The organism is Geminocystis sp. GBBB08 (assembly GCF_016743215.1).
In the GTDB taxonomy this organism is placed as follows: Bacteria; Cyanobacteriota; Cyanobacteriia; order Cyanobacteriales; family Cyanobacteriaceae; genus Geminocystis.
In genome coordinates this window covers 1-14,500 of sequence record NZ_VRZC01000097.1, presented here as the reverse complement: position 1 = coordinate 14,500, position 14,500 = coordinate 1, and the positions used below count along the sequence as shown (strand labels likewise).

The window sequence follows — 14,500 nt, the reverse complement described above, 5'->3', positions numbered from 1 at the left end:
ATCTACAACAGTTGCAGAATCTATAAATTGCAAGTGTTTGCGGAGTTTGACAAAAGAGGGCTAATAACATAACGACGATCGTTTGAAAGCTCTTGTAACATTTCACCAGAAGTATTTGAATTTGATGCAATTTGTGTTGCTTCCCAAAAATTAAAACGTTTTTTTGTTTCCATAAGTATTTTTCAATTAAAATTAGTGTTAATTTTCTATTGGAATAAAATCTCTATTTTTTTATAGTTTCCAACATTTTTTTATGGCAAAATTATCTTTTTGTGTGATTTTCTGAAAACTTTAGCAATTTCTGGTTTCTAGATTTCTCATTCAAAATATATTTAAACTACTACTAAAAATAAGCTCAAAATCTCTGCTAATACTTATTTCGGTAACATTCCTACCTGTTCTATAAATTTTTCCCAAATGTTATTTTTGTTATTTATTGAGTCTATTTCTGTCCGCTTCAATTCCCCACCCAAATTTTCCCAAATAGACTGTTGAATACTCAATCCAAAACGTCCTTGACTATAATCAACCCAAAGTTGGTTAATTTTTTTAATAATGTCACAAGGAAAATTTGAGGATAACTCAGATCAATTTTTGCAATCTTGTTGAATCATTACAAAATAAAAAATCCAAGGAGTTTCTATATCGGCTTTTTTCTAATTACCTTTACGTAAATAATTTTCCAATGCAGAAAATAAATTCTCTTTACTCAACTCATTTTTAATTTGTCTCAATTTTTGTTCTAATATGTTATCTGCTTCTCGATTTTCTTGAGTTGCTAACATCCTAAAAAAATCCTGTCTTAATTTTTCTTTCATTTACCTTATTATTATTTTTGAATTTTTAAATTAATTTCTACATAGAGATTGCTGAAAAAGTATTTTCGTGAAGATAGACAACGACTGCTACAGTCAAGAGTTTTAAGGGTTTTTATTCCTAAATTAGAGCCTAATTTATGTTAATAACTCTAAAAGTTAAATTAATTCTTGGTTGAATTTTTGGTGCTATTTTTTTCCCCGTTTTTGGCACTTGATGTTGCCAGAATTTTTGGGTTTGATCCCTCATAATTAATAAATCTCCATGACTAAGTTTTCGTTCTATTCTACAAGAGTGATTATCTCTACGTCTAAATATAAATCTTCTAGTTTCTCCTAAACTTAAAGATGCTATTACCGAACCTTCAGCTAAATCAGATTCGTCATCTGAATGCCACCCTATATTATCATTACCATCACGATATAAATTGAGTAAAACGGCATTAAATTGAACCCCAGAAACTTTATCGATTTGAGCTTTTAATTCTAATAAAATTGGCGGGAAAATTTGAGCCTCCATGGCAATCCCAGAATAATGATATTGTCCCTCACCAAAATAAGCCGTTAAACGTGGTTGAAGTATCTCTTTGCCAAAGAGTTTTATTGGCTGATGTTTCCACAAAATAGTGTCTTTTAGAACTGACAAATAATTATCTGCTTTTTCTTGTTCTAAAAACTCTTGATATAATAAGGCATCACCATCTGTGGATAATAATTGTTCAGGTAATTTGTTTACCCAATCGTGTTCTAAAGTTTTTACTGTAGTCATATATAAATTACTAAAAATGTTAAATTACCTAATTTTTTATTTGGAAGAATTTTTAAGATTTTAGATATTCGCTAACAATAAATTCTTTACCTGATTTAATCATCGTTGTATGAGTCTCGGTAAAACCAACATTATGATAGAATTTTCTGGCTCTATGATTATCTTTAGCAACAATTAATGAGACTAAATCTGCCCCATCATTAATTGCTTGATCACAGGCTTGTTTTACTATCTGAGTTCCATATCCTTTGGCTCTTTGTTCAGGAACAACATATAAGTAACAACACAATGACCAGATTTTTCCTTGATAAAGTTGATTCCATTGATTATGATCATCTTGCAGATTTCTAACTATGATTATTTCAATATGACCAATAGGAATTTGATTGATATAAGCGATCGCTTCAGCAGTAATTGGTCTGCCTAAATCCCCTCCATCAATAAATTGTAAAATTTCTTCTGTTTCTGAATTGAGCCACTGTGCAAAAAGTTGAGAGTTTTTTTCTTCTTTCAAAATCACCATATTTATTTTTTATTTATTAAGGTATGAAAATTAAATTATTATCTAATGCAATTTTTTGAATATGAGAACGTAATCGAATATCATCTAGTTTTATAATTTGATTAGAGTCACAACTCACAGCATTTTCTGCTCTTTCGTAGAGTGCTATTGCTTCTTCATCGTTATGGGCATTAAAGTAGATAATTCCGTCAATTTTGCGATAAATATGCTCATTTTTATAGAAATATCTTGACCATGCTTGAGAAAGTTCTCTATCTGCGGTTTTTGCTAAGGCGGACACCGAACCTGCCCTCATCGCACCGCTACCTCTAATATCTAATAATAATAAAGAACGAGTTGATTGGACGATCGCCACACATTGTTCTTGAATATCAATGACACCACTATCGCCAAAATATTCGACAATGCAACTAGATAAAGTAAAAGCGGTGTAGTAAATCCCTCTATCGGTGTTTAATTGAGGTTTTTTACCATCACTGCTATGATGATCAAAGCGATGTAATGGTCCAAAACAGCGGAAAGTAAGAGCTTGAGTCTTATATTTGGTGGTGGGATCAAAAATTCTAATTAACTCAGTATTGGTTGGTAAATGGTAAAAAAGAGGATTTGGTTTATTTTTCGGTGGTGGTTGTGCAATAACTACCAACTAGCACCTCCTACACCCATTGCTTCTGCAATTACTCTGGTTTTTAATCCTCGTTTTAAGGCTTCTACGGGAGTTAAACCATCTAAAACGGTATTAGGACGCATAAACCAATTAAGTATAGAAAATTCTGAATTAATAGACAAATTTTTCAGCACTTCTGGCAAACCATCAATTACTCCATCAGCCCCTTCAGGATTAAATTGCCAGATAGGAAATTTCCACTGCCCATTATCTCGTACTGCCAATAAACTTTTATTTTTTACCCTGTCATGGGGTGTTTGTCTGGAAGTACCTAGTAATTTAGCTACTTGAGTCGTGGTAAAACAATTTGATAATAACTCCCGGCGACGTTCAAAATATCGTTGCAAAGTCTCTAACTCTAATTCAATTTTTTCTGCTGGAGAATAACTACAGTTATTAGTTAATTTTTTGATGAGACGATCACCCTTATTGCCTTTTGATAAAGATTTATGAGTGATATTCTTTTTAAGAATAGCGATGCTACTCACTAAAGTAAGATGTTCATCAGGAGGTAACATTTCCAGTAAATGAGCATATTCCGTTGCTTCTTTTTCTATAGTTGCAATCATAGTTTTACTTTTTCTGTAAGAGATGTCAATAATTATATTTTGGCATTTTTCTGTAAGAGATGTCAAGTAAAAAAAAACAAAAGAATTATAAGCTAACTCAAACAATAGCCCTCTCCAAAAAGATTTTTCTTTTCTCCTAGTAAGGGTTAAAATCCTTATTTTGTGGATTATTGCGTAGCCGATGTAAATGCCAGTTATAATATATTCACAAAAGATGAAGGGGAGTACCTGAAATGGACTCCACGTCAATGTATTATGTGACTATATTTTTGGGAACTATTTAGATTTTTATTTCAGATAAATCAAAAATTTTGACTTCTTTATAAGGATCAAAAATAATGACATTACTGAAAGATTTAGCGATATTCAAATCAACTTTATTCAAATCATCGTTTGAAGTATAATTAGAAAATCGAATCACAGCTTCTTGACCAATTTTGCTCACAATTACTTTCATCAAAAGTACAAGATTAAAGCGAAATCGAGCAGAAACAGGAACAACCCGAAAATTATCATAGATCCTTTCCAAAACTGAAGATTCTTTAGGATATTTAGTACAAAGACGCTGAAAGTCTGTATTACTTAAGTAACCATTGTATTCAAGTATTCCATTTTGGAAATTAAAGCCTTCTTCTATAATTTTTGGGTCTTGCTCAATGGAAACTTTAGCTTTTAAATATCGACGAAAATAATTATAGAAGGTATCTTGAAAATAAGTTTCTTTTTGCTCTAAAATCAACCTTGTAGTTTTACTAGGAGTAAACATACCGTAGTTGTTATACTTTGCTAAAATCCAAGGAGAAGGAGAAAGAAGATCAGCTTTCGTCAAAACAATAGTAATTTTTCTTAAAACTGCTGACTTGTCTTCATCATTGTCAATGGTATCAAGTTGTTGTTGAAAAGAATTTAGGAGATAAGTTACTGAGCGATCGTCTATATGTATTGCTAGTATGACAAGATCACATTTGCGAATATGCTCCAAATACCACTTAAGGTATTCAGTATCAGAAGAGCCACTTTCACCAATTCCGGGCAAATCAAAGAAAATAATTTGAGAACCCGAACGTCCTCTAGCGATTATTTCTTGAACTTGTTTAGTACAAGGGGCTATGTCACTTGTTTCTAGTTTGGCATCAAATAGTGCATTAAGTAACGAACTTTTCCCTCTACCAGTTTCGCCCAAAATAACAACAGAAATAGACTTATTTTTTTCTTCTTGGACTGTGGATAATATTTGGTTGATAATTTTTTTCATTTGACTAACTAAAATAATACGATTCTAAAAAAATAGAGGGAGTCAATAGACATCTTCAATAATTATTGAATTATATATAATAAAAATTTCAAGATTATATAGCAATTCTTATATTTATGAGGTACATAGAGCAGATTCAAACTCATTATTGTTAAGAAAATAAGTGTACCTTACTATTTTGATAAACGCTATATATTCTCCCTCACAAATTAATTTTTATAGGACTTACGCTCACCAAAATTAATACTTTGAGATTCTTAGCTATCGCTCACAATGAGAATTTATCGTATTCGTGGGTAAGTCCTGTTTTAATTACGAAAGAGCTTTTTGAGTTGTTCCATCACCCAACTGGTAGCTTGATCAATTTTGCTCGAAGCCCACTTAATTTGCTGATGTTCAAGAATTTTAGTGATCAGATCTCGAATATACAACTCGATCTCACCTAGTACCGCTCTTTTTAGTTGTTCCGCAAAATGACTATCATTTTGTTGGCGATGTCTGATCTCGTCTAGGAGTTCAGAATTACTTAAACTTTGTGCACTCATAACTATTTTTCCCTCTATAGAATAGATACATTTTTTTAAAAGAAAGATTGTTTGCCTTTCTTCATTAAGATATATTTAGATGAAAAACTAAAAAATCTTCAAAGATAAAAAATAGATTTCCCTATTGTTGAACGAGAAGCGATCGCCTGATGTGCTTGAGGAGCATCTTCTAGCTGATATTTCTGTCCAATCAATATCTTTAACTTCCCTGACAAAATATAATCAAAGAAAACTCTAGCCCGTTGACGAAGTTGATTACCCTGAATATAGTGCTTAATTGTCGGGCGAGTAATAAAAAATGAACCTCCCTCATTTCCACGATTACACAGGCGATTTAAGTCAAAATCAGGAACAAAACCCGAACTTTGCCCAAATAAAACTAGATAACCACGATTAGCTAATGCTTTTAAATCCTTTTCAAAAGTATTTGCACCTACCGAATCATAAATTACATCAACTCCTACACCTTGAGTAATCGCCATTACCTCATCGGCAAAATCATCTTGAGTATAGATAATTACCTCATCAGCTCCATAATCAGACACCAATTGAGCTTTTTCCGAAGTTGAAACAGTAGTAATTACCATAGCCCCAAGAATCTTTGCCATTTGTATAATCATCAATCCGACACCACCTGCACCAGCATGAATTAAAACTTTATTGTCGGGTTGTAAAGGAAATGTGGAATGAGTTAAAAATTGGGCGGTTATACCTTGCAATAAGCAACAAGCTGTTTCATAATCAATAGTATTGGGTAAAAGTATTGCTCGTTCGGCTTTAATAGCAGTATATTCTGCATAACTACCACTACCCGTATAAACATAACATAAGCGATCGCCTTCCTGAAAATCAGTAACATCATTACCTACTTTACTCACAATACCAGCACCTTCTATGCCCAATATATGAGGAAACTTATCTGGGAAATAACCTTTAAAACCACGACAAATATAAGTATCCACAAAATTAATGCCAGTAGCTTGATTTTTTACTAAAATTTCATCAGATTGAATTGGAGGTATGGGCAAATCTAGACATTGCATTACTTCCCTTTCACCAGTTTCTAAAATTGCTATAGCTTTCATAAATAATCATCCTAATTGAAGTAAAAGAAAATCAGAAGCCAAAATAATAACTTCTGAATGAATAAACTTGTGACGAAAAAAGTTAAAATTTAACGGAAAAATAGTGATATTAAAACTAATTAATTACTCTCAATCGTTCCTAAACTATAAACAGAAGAAATAGCATTATTAGTATTAATTTCCTCAATTTTAGGTAGCCTACTTAAAGATTCCAGATTAAAATCGATCGCCTGATAAAACCCCCATATTTCCGTATAATTTTCTTGCCATCCGGGGCATCCATTTTCTAAATCTTGTTGACGAGCAAAAATATAATTCACCCAATCTGGAGAAGCAGGATGTCTGTGATGCCAGTCATGGCAAGGAGTATCTCCTACTAAAATAAATATCCGACAAAATAAGTGATAAAACATTAACAAATACCACCTTAACCACTGCCATAATTTAGGTAAAAAAGAAAGTGAAATATCAGGAGTTTGCTCACCTAAAAATATGCCCTTAGTTAAACGTCCAAGTATTAATTTATTTCTTACTTCTGCAAATTCTGGTTCAGGAAAACAATGTTCAGAACAAATCCTGATAGTGTTACTCACTTGATATAAAATAGTCAAAGGAAAAAACCAAGTTACTAGAAATATTGTCCAAGATTTAGTAATAGTAACAACAGTTATTATTATGAGCCAAAATGACCAAGTAAGAGTATTATGAACCCAAAAAGGAGAGAAAAAACAAGACTTAATTCTTGCCGCTAAAAAACGAAAATGAAACCAAGGTGAAAAAAGAGAAAAAATCAGTTTATTCCAAAGCTGTTTTTTAGTCATACCAGTGCGAAAACCAACTAATAAAAAAAGAAACTTGAGAGTTTCGTCTTTTAAAGTCATTAAAGCTTTAGCATGATGATTAGAAACATGATCTGGTTGATAAACAGTAAAATTTTTCAAAATTAAGATAATCGAGATTATTTCTCCTAACCATTTATTTACTTTTTTATGGATAGAAAAACTATTATGAGAACAATGATGGGAGATAACAACCTGAAATTGTCTTCCACCTGAGACGGTAAAAATCCAGCCAATTGTTAACAAAAATAACCATAATATATTCAATATATTTGTTACTTCTTGATAACGTAAATTTTTAACAGCTATAACGCTTAAAGAAATGCCTAAACATAAATCAATTAAAGCTCTTAGTAAATGATAAATAGGTGTTCTTTGCCAAGATTTTTGACATTGATAAGGCTTGGCTGTTAACCAAGTGAGAAAAGGTTGAATAAATTCAGGAAAAACTCTCATAGATTCTCGTATATCAACAGAAAAAGAATCTACTTTCTGTTCAACAGCATCAGTACATTTTTGTAACATATTATCACTTATTTTTAGTATGTATTAAAAAAAAATTAAGCGTAGTCTTAACTATCTTGTTTGTTGTTATATCTACTCCAATAAATTGATTTATTGTGTTGATTGGAATAGAATAATTAAGTATTTATCTATTACTTAGTAGCAGAGCAAACTAAAGCATTACGAACTATTTTGACTTCAAATTGGGAATCATTAATTTGACGAGAGTGAATGCCAAAATATTGATCAATTAAAGATAACACTCGGTTAACATCGCCATTAAATTTAACTAACCCATATAAATCCATGACGTATTTTGAAAGAGAATAAAGAGCTTTTTCTTTAGTATCAGCTACTATGACAAAAGGATCGTCAATATGCTCAATTTTGATATTTTTTAGTCCAGCATTTTCGGCTAAATAAAACATTTCTTGCTGAGAAAAATGAGGATAATCATGTCTTGTTTTTGAGAAATTACTAACAATATCTGCAAACCAAGTAGCCATAGGGCTACCTTCTTCAAAATCATGGATAACTAATCGTCCTCCATCTTTCAAATTTCTTGCACCTTCTTTAATTGCTTTAGAGCGATTTTGAATATGATGAGTACCGTAAGCGTATAAAACAGCATCCACAGAACTAGATTTTATCCAGAAAGGATTTTCAGCACTCTGCCACACCGAAAATAACCCATTTTTTAAAGCATCTCTGAACATAAAATAGGAAAGATCGGAGTTAATAAATTGCGGACTTTTATCGCTTCCTAAGATTAAATTTGCTACTTGATTAACGTAACCATTTCCTGCTAAGAAATCTACTATGGTATAGTTGGAATCAAAATTTAAACTCTCATCCTTATTTAATCGTTTTAACAGATCTTTAACTCCATCTATACGAACTTTTAATCCCGAATCGGCATTTCCTGCCCAATCTTTTCCTCTAGCTTCAAAACTAAATTCATTATTGCTATTCATCATTAAATTCGTTAATTGGGTGGAATCTAAGATAGATTGACTACAATTAAGGGTATTAATTAATTGAGGATAATTAGATTTTAAACTCTGAATATTATAAAATAAATCAGTTTTCAAAATAGAAACTAAACCTGATTTATTTTCTTCGTTAAAACTTTGTACTTTCGCTAATAACATATTTTTTTATAAATAACAAAGTGAGCGGATAAAGTCTTAAAAATGATGATTTATCCTACTTACTTTCTTGGAGGATTTTTCACAAGATTTTCAACTGTCTTTTAAGAATTCAGAAAAAACCTTTGTTACGATCGCAAAACCACTAGTTGTGTTAGATACAGAATCAATAGTTAACATTGACTCCCACAATTTATCTGCTTTTACCCATACAGGAGAATACTTGTATCTACTTACATCAAGAATTAAAAAGTGATCGCTTTTATGGTGATAAGCAGCTATAGGTGAAAAATGTCCACCTCCTTCTTGACTAATGGTTTTACGATGTCTGGACTAAACAAGAGTTTTTCTGATTGTGGTATAGCTCAATTCTTAGAGATTTTAGAACATCAAGCTAAAAAATTTGGCAATAAAGTGGTTAAAGTTAATCCTAGAAAAACGAGCCAAGTGTGGTATAACTGCTTAAACTCAGTACCGAAGAGTCTGTCTGATAGATGGCATGATTGTCCTGATTGCGGAGTTTCCCTAGACAGAGATGAGTGTAGTGCAAAGTTAATCAAAAAAGTGGGGTTGGGCATCGCCTCACTCAAAAACCCTTGAAGGCTTTTATCTTTGAGAAGCCCACGCCATAAATCAATGATTTTGGTGCTGGGTAGTTCACTTAGTGTATCAGTTGAGTTCAAGATATTTAATCTTCGATTTTGTTCCCAGGATTTTTTAATAATTCTTTTAATCTAGCGATTTCCAAGAAAGCATTATCTGCCCTTTGCTTTTGTGCCTCAGCTTTTTGTCTTTCAACTTCAGCTTTTTGTCTTTCAACTTCAGCTTTTTGTCTTTCAACTTCAGCTTTTTGCCTTTCAACTTCAGCTTTTTGTCTTTCAACTTCAGCTTTTTGCTTTTCCATCTGACTAACTTCTTTATCAGTGGGCAATAAATCCCCTTCTAATGTTTGCCAACGCAACCAGACAGTATCAATGCCACGATAAATACCTTCCCAACGCACTAATGCCAAATTTAGTTGTTTGCTAATATAACGATTTTGTTGATCTAATTTGAGAGGTTGATAAACTCCATGAGTCAGGGAGAAACCTGCCCAGTCATCGGAGTTAAAAGGATCATACCAAAAGTATTCTGGGACGCGCATTTTATTTTGATAAATGATTTTTTTTTCATTTTTATCATAGGATGCAGTACTGTCTGATAGTAATTCGATGACTAAATCTGGGGCTTTTCCTTCTTCCCAAACTACCCAACTTTTACGCTCTTTTGATTCTACATCTAAAACACAGAAAAAATCAGGACCTTTATAGTCTTGGTTTTTAACTTGAGAAAGGCTAAAATAAACAAACATATTACCTCCTGCATAACCGTCTTGACGTTTTTCTAGCCAAGGGTAAATAGTTTCTAGGAGTAAATCCATTTGATATTTATGGCGAGAAGTTTCCATATTTTCGTTATCATCATAAGGTAAGTCGTCTTGAGTGGGGATATGAATCGGGGGATTAGATGTAATAGCGATCATATTTTTTTGACGTATAATAGGTTTATTTCAGTATAACAACTCTTATTTGAAGATTATTAATTACTTTTTTTGATCATTGAGAATAATCATGTAGGTTTAATCTGGTTATGGCGATCGCACCAATATTAATTAACCTGAGTTCGACATAAAATTGTCGGTGAAGGTGAGACTGCCATAGACTAGAAGACTAGAAGACAAGGAAACTGCCATAGACTAGGAGACTAGTGGAGAATTCATTTAAACATTATTAAAATTGATTTTCGACAATTATTTACTAAATTTAATTCTTTGAGATGGATAAAATTTGGTTAACTAAAACTCTTAAACCCTTATTTTTAAAAGTTTTTGACATTGAACTAACGTTAATTATTTTAAGTGTTAGATACTTCCTTAAGATAATAGTAAAGGAGAAGCAGGAGAAACTCGCCAAAGTTGCTCTAATTTTGTCGCTGGCATGGTTAAATACAAGACATCGTTATCCATTAATTGAGCATTGAGTAAATTCCAACTATGAATGTTATCTTTACCTCTGGAGATATAAAGGGGTACAAAATCGGCTTCTGTGGCGATTTCTTTGACAAGTCTTTGACAAAAAGGATGGTTAGAGGTAATCACGGTTGCTAGTGATACCCATAATAAATCATCGGTCATACCATTGCCTAAAATTCTTCCCCCTAATGCGGCTGCGGCAAAGGAATAAGTGGCTAATTCTGTGGGTGATAAAACATTATCAAATTGAAATACTTGTTTTACTGATTCAGCGAATTGATTATCTTGTACTCTTAATATGAGAGGGATTTTTGGGGCTAAGGCTTTGACGGTAAGGGCTATTTCTACATTAATCATATCATTGCTAGTTACAATAATAATAGCGTTTGCCCCTTCTATATTTGCGGCTCGTAAAGTATCTGCTAAAGAAGCATCTTCCACAATTATGGGAATACTAAGCGATCGCACTGAATGCAAAAATCTGTTATTATAATCAGGTTCGATAACAACGATTTCATGGCCTTGTTGATGTAATTCTCGCACAACTTCCATGCCAACATTACCTAAACCGCAGACGATATAATGATTTTTCAGAGGCACTCTTGCAGCATCCCAAAATTGTTTTAAGCGACTACCCAAGACAAAATCATTGATTAATGCATAACAAATACCAACAATTCCTGCACCAACAATCATCATCACCGCCGTAAAAATTTTAATGATGTCAGGGGCAGATTCGGCAACTTCTTCTTTTCCTCCCGCTCCAGTAATCATTCCTACACTAAAATAAAGAGCATCCACAGGAGATATTTCCCAATTTACACATAAATAAGTAAAAGTGGCGATCAAAATTAAGGTTAATAGGGTTAATGTTACCAAAATCATCGATTGTGCATATTGTTTATAAGTGTTAACGTTAAAAAACGCTTTAAACCATTGAGAAAGGAAAAAATGATGTTTACGATTAATTTTCGCTTTATTCGCTAAGATTAAATGATCTCCTAACTCTAAAGTTTGATTATTAACTACTGCTGACACTAGATCTGTTTCGCCATTTTTAGGTAGATAATAAATTAACATCTGATCGAGGTTATCCCACAACTGTGCTAAACTTAAACCATACCAAGGATGCTCAAGGGTAATAACTTCTTCATGTAATGCCCATGTCTGATTCAATAATTTTAGATGCCCAATTGCCTGATTGCCAATGGCAGAAAAAGCAAAAATTGGGGCAGCTAAGGAAGGTACACTCATACTAAAATGATCTGCTAAAATGTAGTCTAGCCTTGCACCGAGAGTATGATTATAAATACGATTAATGATGCGAATTTTTGGATTTAAAACTCTTGCTTGAGTTAAAATTGCTACATTTAAAGCGTCATCACTACTGGCTAAAACGATGGTACAGGCTTGTTTTATTCCTGCTTCCATTAATACTTGAGGTGATCTTAAATCTCCGACAATAATTTTATCATCTACTTGAGTTATTATCGGGCGATCGCTAATCCCGACAACATTAGCGCCTTGTTGCTTTAATAAATTATAAATTTTATAGCCCGTACATCCTAATGCAGAAACAATAATTAATGGTTTCATATTTTTTTCTCATTTATTTATTCATCAATCGTCAACACTTACTTAAACAGATGTATATTATCCCTAATTAGGGTCAAAATAAATGTAGCGTGGCAAACAAAACCATCAATCATCAAGAATTAGGGTTGACAAGGGCGTGTCATTAATTAGGCTTAGCTAAAAAAGTTTTTTATATAGTATTAATGTTTATTTCAAATACTTATCGGATTATCTTGACTAATTTTTCAAAATATTTATTCCTCTTGGTATAATTTAAGAGCAAAATTATTGATCAATTTTAAAATTAGTTTAAGTAACCTCTAATTATTATTAGACCGTGTTTGTTGCCTTTTACATATTAAGTGTAAATATATCATTAATTTTGCATACCTACTTATAGAGACCAAATCGGTTTTATAATAGGATTGTTAAGAGTTTTAAAGAAAAAATGAATCAATGGCATCCATCAGCACAAGAATATTGGCTGAAACAAAACTATGATCAAGTCATTAAAATTTATGAGGAAATTATCAATAATAATACAGGAGAAATTACTGATTATTTTTATTTAGGTTTGGCTTATTTAATGAAGGGAGAAATAGATATAGCTCAATCTATCTGGATGTCAGTATTGTTAGACATAGATAATTTTGATTTAGAATTTAATAATTTATTAACAATCTTAGATCAACAGGGATTTAATCAAATACAAAAAGGAACTTTAGAGTCGGCATTAATAATTTATCAAAATCTTGAAGACTTATTATCCAATAGAGAAGAAAATAAACCAGAATATGCGTATTATTACTGGCGTATTGGTTTAATTTACACAATCCACGACAAACTTCCTCTAGCAGAATCTTGTTTTCTTCAGGCTATTGACATTGCTCAGGTAAAAGAAGCATACAATGAGCTTGGTGGTATTTATTTTAATGCTGGGTTAATGGAAAAAACCATTGAAGTTTATCGCCAACAAATAAAAGCTCATCCTAATTATTTTGCTAGTCATGTTAATTTGATTGCTTCTTTGAGTAAATTTGGTAATATAAAAGAAGCCATTGAAGCGGCTAGTTCGGCACAAAAACAATTTCCTGATGATTTACTTTGGACTATAAGAAAGCACCTCATATTACCTTCACTTTATCAAAATCAAGAAGAAATTACAATATACAAAAATAGATTTATTGAAGGTTTAAATATCGTTATTCAAGAAGCTGAAAAATTAGATTTAGAGAACCCAGAAATCAAAAAAAAAGCATTAAATGCTTTGGTAAATAATATTAATTTTGAACTTGCTTATCAGTGTTTTAATCATAAAGACTTACAACAGAAATATGGTAACTTGGTTTACAAAATTATGTCGGCCAATTATCCTCAATGGATACAACCAAAAACCAAAAAATCCCTTAAGTCAAAAATTCGAGTTGGTTATGTGTCGGGTTGTATGTGTGAACACGTTGTCTCAAAATTAACTCATAGTTGGCTTGTTCATCATGATCGAGATCAATTTGAGATTTATTCTTATTATATTCGAGATAAATATGATCAAATTACTAAACAATATGAGCAAAATAGTCATAAATTCTATCATATCTCAAGTTTTGAACCTCTTTGTCAACAAATTTCAGAGGATGATTTAGATGTACTTGTGTTCGTAGAAATTGGAATGTTTGCCACTATGACTATCTTGGCTAGTTTAAGATTTGCTCCTGTTCAATGTACTACTTGGGCTCATCCTGAAACTTCAGGTTTGTCTAATATTGATTATTTTTTATCTAGTGATTTAATGGAGCCGGAAAATGGGCAAGAACATTATTCAGAAAAACTAATTCGTCTTCCGAATCTTGGTATTTGTTATCCTAAACCTCCTATTCCTGAGTTGTCAAGAACTAGAGATTTTTTTGATTTACCTGAAGATGCCATAGTTTATTTTTGTTCTCAAAGTATTTTTAAGTATTTACCTCAACATGATTATATTTTAGCTACGATCGCCAAAAAAGTTCCTCAGAGTAAATTTCTGTTTTTGACTCGCCCGAATCCCAATCTTGCTAATCAATTTAAAAAGCGTCTTGCCATCTCTTTTCGTCAGTTAGAATTAAATGTTGATGATTATTGTCTTTTTTTACCCCCATTAATTCGTCAGGAATATTTGAATCTCAATTTTGTTTCTGATGTCTTCTTAGATAGTTTAGGAT

14 protein-coding genes and 2 pseudogenes are annotated in these 14,500 nt (G+C 32.1%); 2 read left to right on the top strand and 14 right to left on the bottom strand.

Annotated features, from left to right (window positions below; translation table 11 throughout):
- Window positions 1-374 precede the first annotated feature (374 nt).
- From FWJ34_RS12680 to FWJ34_RS12625, 12 genes and pseudogenes are all read right to left on the bottom strand, one after another.
- Window positions 375-563 (bottom strand): annotated as a pseudogene (locus tag FWJ34_RS12680) (GUN4 domain-containing protein); the annotation flags it as partial.
- Window positions 564-656: 93 nt separating this feature from the next.
- A complete protein-coding gene (locus FWJ34_RS12675) occupies window positions 657-818 on the bottom strand; it encodes a hypothetical protein (RefSeq protein ID WP_308255686.1) in 162 nt (53 codons plus the stop codon).
- A gap of 130 nt (window positions 819-948) precedes the next feature.
- Window positions 949-1,584: an alpha-ketoglutarate-dependent dioxygenase AlkB gene (locus tag FWJ34_RS12670; RefSeq protein WP_308255685.1), complete on the bottom strand. Its 636-nt coding sequence runs from the start codon at window positions 1,582-1,584 to the stop codon at window positions 949-951.
- A gap of 52 nt (window positions 1,585-1,636) precedes the next feature.
- Window positions 1,637-2,107 (bottom strand): GNAT family N-acetyltransferase, encoded by a 471-nt coding sequence (locus FWJ34_RS12665; protein WP_308255684.1) that lies wholly within the window; start codon window positions 2,105-2,107, stop codon window positions 1,637-1,639.
- Between the two features lie 16 nt (window positions 2,108-2,123).
- Window positions 2,124-2,753: an RES family NAD+ phosphorylase gene (locus FWJ34_RS12660; RefSeq protein ID WP_308255683.1), complete on the bottom strand. Its 630-nt coding sequence runs from the start codon at window positions 2,751-2,753 to the stop codon at window positions 2,124-2,126.
- Window positions 2,747-3,343 (bottom strand): helix-turn-helix domain-containing protein, encoded by a 597-nt coding sequence (locus tag FWJ34_RS12655; RefSeq protein WP_308255682.1) that lies wholly within the window; start codon window positions 3,341-3,343, stop codon window positions 2,747-2,749. The genes FWJ34_RS12660 and FWJ34_RS12655 overlap by 7 nt, the downstream gene beginning before the upstream one ends.
- Before the next feature lie 280 nt (window positions 3,344-3,623).
- Window positions 3,624-4,598 (bottom strand): GTPase, encoded by a 975-nt coding sequence (locus FWJ34_RS12650; RefSeq protein WP_308255681.1) that lies wholly within the window; start codon window positions 4,596-4,598, stop codon window positions 3,624-3,626.
- A gap of 308 nt (window positions 4,599-4,906) precedes the next feature.
- A complete protein-coding gene (locus tag FWJ34_RS12645; RefSeq protein ID WP_308255680.1) occupies window positions 4,907-5,143 on the bottom strand; it encodes a hypothetical protein in 237 nt (78 codons plus the stop codon).
- Window positions 5,144-5,241: 98 nt separating this feature from the next.
- Window positions 5,242-6,228, bottom strand: a complete 987-nt coding sequence (locus FWJ34_RS12640; RefSeq protein WP_308255679.1) for a quinone oxidoreductase — start codon at window positions 6,226-6,228, stop codon at window positions 5,242-5,244.
- A gap of 119 nt (window positions 6,229-6,347) precedes the next feature.
- The gene (locus FWJ34_RS12635) at window positions 6,348-7,592 is read right to left on the bottom strand and encodes a fatty acid desaturase (RefSeq protein ID WP_308255678.1); all 1,245 of its coding nucleotides are present in this window, start codon (window positions 7,590-7,592) and stop codon (window positions 6,348-6,350) included.
- Window positions 7,593-7,723: 131 nt separating this feature from the next.
- Window positions 7,724-8,722: a methyltransferase domain-containing protein gene (locus FWJ34_RS12630; RefSeq protein ID WP_308255677.1), complete on the bottom strand. Its 999-nt coding sequence runs from the start codon at window positions 8,720-8,722 to the stop codon at window positions 7,724-7,726.
- 90 nt (window positions 8,723-8,812) lie between these two features.
- Window positions 8,813-9,001, bottom strand: a complete 189-nt coding sequence (locus FWJ34_RS12625; RefSeq protein WP_308255687.1) for a phytochelatin synthase family protein — start codon at window positions 8,999-9,001, stop codon at window positions 8,813-8,815.
- 9 nt (window positions 9,002-9,010) lie between these two features.
- On the opposite strand from FWJ34_RS12625, the gene FWJ34_RS12620 reads away from it, so the two are divergent.
- Window positions 9,011-9,319 carry a zinc ribbon domain-containing protein gene (locus FWJ34_RS12620; RefSeq protein WP_308255676.1) on the top strand — a complete coding sequence of 103 codons (309 nt, stop codon included), beginning with the start codon at window positions 9,011-9,013 and terminating at the stop codon, window positions 9,317-9,319.
- Between the two features lie 88 nt (window positions 9,320-9,407).
- On the opposite strand, the gene FWJ34_RS12615 is transcribed toward FWJ34_RS12620, so the two are convergent.
- Complete coding sequence (locus FWJ34_RS12615; RefSeq protein WP_308255675.1) at window positions 9,408-10,241, bottom strand: Uma2 family endonuclease; 834 nt, start codon at window positions 10,239-10,241, stop codon at window positions 9,408-9,410.
- A gap of 390 nt (window positions 10,242-10,631) precedes the next feature.
- Window positions 10,632-12,326: an NAD-binding protein gene (locus FWJ34_RS12610; RefSeq protein ID WP_308255674.1), complete on the bottom strand. Its 1,695-nt coding sequence runs from the start codon at window positions 12,324-12,326 to the stop codon at window positions 10,632-10,634.
- A gap of 427 nt (window positions 12,327-12,753) precedes the next feature.
- Here FWJ34_RS12610 and FWJ34_RS12605 point away from each other — a divergent pair.
- A pseudogene (locus tag FWJ34_RS12605) lies at window positions 12,754-14,500 on the top strand (hypothetical protein); the annotation flags it as partial.

What these genes read in the sequence shown, in the direction of transcription:
- FWJ34_RS12675 (WP_308255686.1), bottom strand. Translation starts at nt 818, where the DNA reads ATGAAAGAAAAATTAAGACAGGATTTTTTTAGGATGTTAGCAACTCAA.
- FWJ34_RS12670 (WP_308255685.1), bottom strand. Translation starts at nt 1,584, where the DNA reads ATGACTACAGTAAAAACTTTAGAACACGATTGGGTAAACAAATTACCT.
- FWJ34_RS12665 (WP_308255684.1), bottom strand. Translation starts at nt 2,107, where the DNA reads ATGGTGATTTTGAAAGAAGAAAAAAACTCTCAACTTTTTGCACAGTGG.
- FWJ34_RS12655 (WP_308255682.1), bottom strand. Translation starts at nt 3,343, where the DNA reads ATGATTGCAACTATAGAAAAAGAAGCAACGGAATATGCTCATTTACTG.
- FWJ34_RS12650 (WP_308255681.1), bottom strand. Translation starts at nt 4,598, where the DNA reads ATGAAAAAAATTATCAACCAAATATTATCCACAGTCCAAGAAGAAAAA.
- FWJ34_RS12645 (WP_308255680.1), bottom strand. Translation starts at nt 5,143, where the DNA reads ATGAGTGCACAAAGTTTAAGTAATTCTGAACTCCTAGACGAGATCAGA.
- FWJ34_RS12640 (WP_308255679.1), bottom strand. Translation starts at nt 6,228, where the DNA reads ATGAAAGCTATAGCAATTTTAGAAACTGGTGAAAGGGAAGTAATGCAA.
- FWJ34_RS12635 (WP_308255678.1), bottom strand. Translation starts at nt 7,592, where the DNA reads ATGTTACAAAAATGTACTGATGCTGTTGAACAGAAAGTAGATTCTTTT.
- FWJ34_RS12630 (WP_308255677.1), bottom strand. Translation starts at nt 8,722, where the DNA reads ATGTTATTAGCGAAAGTACAAAGTTTTAACGAAGAAAATAAATCAGGT.
- FWJ34_RS12620 (WP_308255676.1), top strand. Translation starts at nt 9,011, where the DNA reads ATGTCCACCTCCTTCTTGACTAATGGTTTTACGATGTCTGGACTAAAC.
- FWJ34_RS12615 (WP_308255675.1), bottom strand. Translation starts at nt 10,241, where the DNA reads ATGATCGCTATTACATCTAATCCCCCGATTCATATCCCCACTCAAGAC.
- FWJ34_RS12610 (WP_308255674.1), bottom strand. Translation starts at nt 12,326, where the DNA reads ATGAAACCATTAATTATTGTTTCTGCATTAGGATGTACGGGCTATAAA.